At 71.1% G+C, this 3,256-nt stretch carries 4 protein-coding genes; all 4 read left to right on the forward strand.

What is annotated here, in order from left to right:
* Positions 1–1,027: hypothetical protein (locus D7V93_RS40810; RefSeq protein WP_244237809.1), on the forward strand; the 1,027-nt coding region annotated here is incomplete at its 5' end.
* A 14-nt stretch (positions 1,028–1,041) separates the two neighbouring features.
* Entirely contained in the window at positions 1,042–2,043 is a 1,002-nt protein-coding gene (locus D7V93_RS40815; RefSeq protein ID WP_120648398.1) for a HEAT repeat domain-containing protein, read from the forward strand.
* A gap of 67 nt (positions 2,044–2,110) precedes the next feature.
* Positions 2,111–2,626, forward strand: coding sequence for a hypothetical protein (locus D7V93_RS40820; protein WP_120648399.1), 516 nt, complete (start codon positions 2,111–2,113; stop codon positions 2,624–2,626).
* A gap of 67 nt (positions 2,627–2,693) precedes the next feature.
* Positions 2,694–3,185, forward strand: coding sequence for an SgcJ/EcaC family oxidoreductase (locus tag D7V93_RS40825; RefSeq protein ID WP_120648400.1), 492 nt, complete (start codon positions 2,694–2,696; stop codon positions 3,183–3,185).
* The last annotated feature ends 71 nt before the right edge of the window (positions 3,186–3,256 follow it).

Raw genomic sequence — 3,256 nt, forward strand, 5'->3', positions numbered from 1 at the left:
GTCCACGGGTGGCGGGGGCGGCCGGGGTGGCGCCTCGCAGGAGGGCGCCGAGGCGGACGCGGCCCCCCGGCGGTTCGAGTCCGGGACGTGCTGGCGGGACCTGGAGCGCTTCAACGAGCAGGTGACGCTGGAGACGTTCCGCGACTGGGCGGCGCCGCTGCTGGCGTCGCGCGACAGCGTCGTCCGCGCGTACCTGAAGGAGCGGCTGACGGAGCTGATTGGCAACGACGCGGGCCGCGCCCAGGAGGTGCTGGGGTGGGCTCGCGACGCCCAGGGCAAGGAGTTCCAGGTGTTCCTGTCGGCCCTGCGCGACTCGGAGGCCGTGCAGCAACCGCAGGTCGCCGCGCGCCTGATGGCCGCGGGCCTGGACGCCACCCTGGAGCCGGGGCGGCGCGCGGGCATCCTGTCCGCGCTGGACACGCAGAAGCGCCTGGAGCCGGCGGCGCTGGACACGCTGACGAACTTCGCGAAGGACCCGGGCTCCGGCGAGGCGGGCTGGGCGGCCACCCGCACGCTCGCGCGCGTGATGAAGAAGGACTTCGAGAAGTCGGGCAACGCCGCGCCGTACCTGGACAAGCTGCTCACCATCGGCACGGACTCGCCCGACGAGCACATCCGCTACCTGGCGCAGTCCATGCCCATGCACGCGGCCCCGGTGCTCGACGCGGCGTCCACGGAGCGCTACTCGCGCATCCTCACCAGCGAGGGCAACGAGGACGGCCGCGACGCGGCGGCGCACAACCTGTCCCTGTCCCAGGACAAGGCGAAGGTGCTGGAGCTGTTCGCCCAGACGTTCCCGCGCGAGCCGTCCGTGTGCGTGCGCTGGGCGCTGTTCCGCTTCTCCGCGCGCGTGGCGGGCAAGGACGCGCTGCCGGTGATGGCGAACATGGCCGTCGTCGACCCGCGCTTCCAGCCGCAGTACCGCGTCTTCGAACAGCTCTACGCCAGCGGCGTCCTCGACTTCATGCGGGTGTGGAACAGCCTGCCCGACCAGGACCCCTTCGGCTGCATGGACCACCACGACTGAGCTCGGGAGTGCCAATGACTCGCAGGTCTTCCTTCCAAAGGGGCACGTGGGGCTGGCTGGCGTTCGCGCTGGTCCCCTTCCTTCCCCTGACCTCCGTCGCCCAGAGCACGGCCCCCTCTACCGCCCCGGCGCTCCAGGGCGAGACGTGTTCGGTGCCGGGGCTGATGGATCAGATCCGCCGGGGGCTCGCTTCGAAGTCCCCGGCCTACCAGCGCTACCTGCGCGCGCTCCTGCGCGAGGCGGCCGTCACCCTGCCCGGCGCGGAGCTCCAGGCCGCGTTCGAGCGGGAGACGGACCCGGTGATGGCGGAGCACCTGGCGGCGGCCCTGGTCGCGCGCAGCGAGCGGGAGGCGGACCGCGACGCGATGCAGGCCGTGGCGAAGCGGGCGCTGGAGGACCGCGACCCGGCCGTGCGCTCGGCCACGGTCCGCGCCATGCGGCGCACGGGCGCGCTGGAGAAGACCGGGGACCTGTACGAGCGGCTGATGCGCGACGCCTCGCCGGAGGTGCGCATGGAGGCCGCGACCAACCTGGTGGAGGACAACAAATTCGTCTACGCGGGCCAGCACGGCCCGGCGACGGACACGGCGGTGGCCGCCGCGGCGGCGTCCACGGACCCCAAGGCGACGGCGAGGATATTGGCCACGCTCAACACGGAGAAGCTGGGCGCGGAGGCCGCGGGCACGCTCCAGGGGCTCCTGCGCAGCGACTCGGCGGAGGTGCGCAGGTCGGCGGCGCTCGCGCTGGGCGGTGTGCCGGCGGAGCAGATGTCCCCGGCCCGCGAGGCCCTGGTCTCCATGTACCGGGGTGAGCGGGACGCGGGCGTGCGCAAGGCCTTGGTGCAAGGCATTGCGCAGCTGGGCTTCGCGAGCGCGGTGCCGGAGCTGCAACGGCTCAAGGGCATTGACCCGAGCATGGCACCGGAAATCGACGCGTGGATCCGCGCGCTCGACACAGGTCTTCAGGAGTGGGAGCTGCTCCTGAGGGAGAAGCAGCGGCTGCAACAGGCTCCGTAGTCAGCGGTAACGGTAGCGGTACCTCCACCCCCCAGGGCCGGGAGTCCGGCCCGAAAGGAACACCCCGATGCGTTACATGACGAAGGTTTCCCTCGCGGCACTGGCCCTCCTCCCCCTGGTCGCGTCCGCGCACACGGTCAAGTCGCCCTTCCCCGGCACGGTGACGGCCACCACCTACTATTCGAGCGGCAGTTTCCACGGCGCCGTGGACATCTCCAGCGGCCGTTGCAACTACTGGGGCGCGGAGACGGGCGTGGTGGGCTCCGTGTACTGGAACGTGACGGTCCGCACGTCGGGCGTCTACTGCAACGGTACCGGCAGCGGCACCCAGAACGAGGCCAAGCACGTCTGGGAGAGCGGCTGGACGTTCCGCCAGTGGCACTTCATCAAGACGTCGGACTCCTATGACCGCACCTGCGACCGCTGCCAGGTCGGCAACGAGGGCGCCACGGGCAACGCCACCGGTCCCCACGCCCACCTCCAGCAGGACAAGGCCGGCACGAACGACACGTCCTGGTACAACGGCTACACCGTCAAGGGCGAGGCCGTGGACCGCGCCGAGACCGTTGGCGTGCTGGACTGAGTGGGCGGAGGAGCCTGTTCCGACTGTCTGAGTGAGGCGTAGGCACGGGTCATGGCAGAGTTCCGCCATGACCCGTTCTTCCATCTTCGCGGCCCTGAGTCTGTTGTTTCTGTCCACGGCCTGCACGAAGCCCGACCACGCCCAGGATGAGGTGGCGCTCCGGCAGCTCGTGAGCGCGCAGACGGAGGCCTGGAACGCGCACGACGCGACGGCCTGGTCGAAGGACTTCGCGGACGACGCGGAGTTCATCAACATCGTCGGCACGGTGTTCAAAGGGCACGCGGAGATCGAGACGCGCCACGCGGCCATCTTCGCCAGCATCTTCAAGACGAGCCACGACGCGGTGACCGTGCGCAAGGTCGTCTTCCCCGGCCCGGACGTCGCGGTGGTGGACATGGTGCATGAGGTCACCGGCCACACGGGCCTTCCTCCCGGCGTGCAGAACACCGAGGAGGGGCTGCTGCGCACGCAGATGCGGTTCGTGCTGAAGCGCGCTGACGGGCGGTGGCGCATCGTCGCGGGACAGAACACGGACGTGAAGCCCGCGCCCGCCCGGTAGGCCGCGTGGGGGCGTGGGGAGGCCCCTGGCGGTGACCGCTGGACGCGGGGGCTTGCCGTTCGCTCCAGGCT

This window comes from Corallococcus llansteffanensis, from assembly GCF_003612055.1.
GTDB classification, from domain to species: Bacteria; Myxococcota; Myxococcia; order Myxococcales; family Myxococcaceae; genus Corallococcus; species Corallococcus llansteffanensis.

Coding starts and splice junctions, on each gene's coding strand:
- D7V93_RS40825 (WP_120648400.1), top strand. CDS start 2,694: ATGACCCGTTCTTCCATCTTCGCGGCCCTGAGTCTGTTGTTTCTGTCC.
- D7V93_RS40820 (WP_120648399.1), top strand. CDS start 2,111: ATGCGTTACATGACGAAGGTTTCCCTCGCGGCACTGGCCCTCCTCCCC.
- D7V93_RS40815 (WP_120648398.1), top strand. CDS start 1,042: ATGACTCGCAGGTCTTCCTTCCAAAGGGGCACGTGGGGCTGGCTGGCG.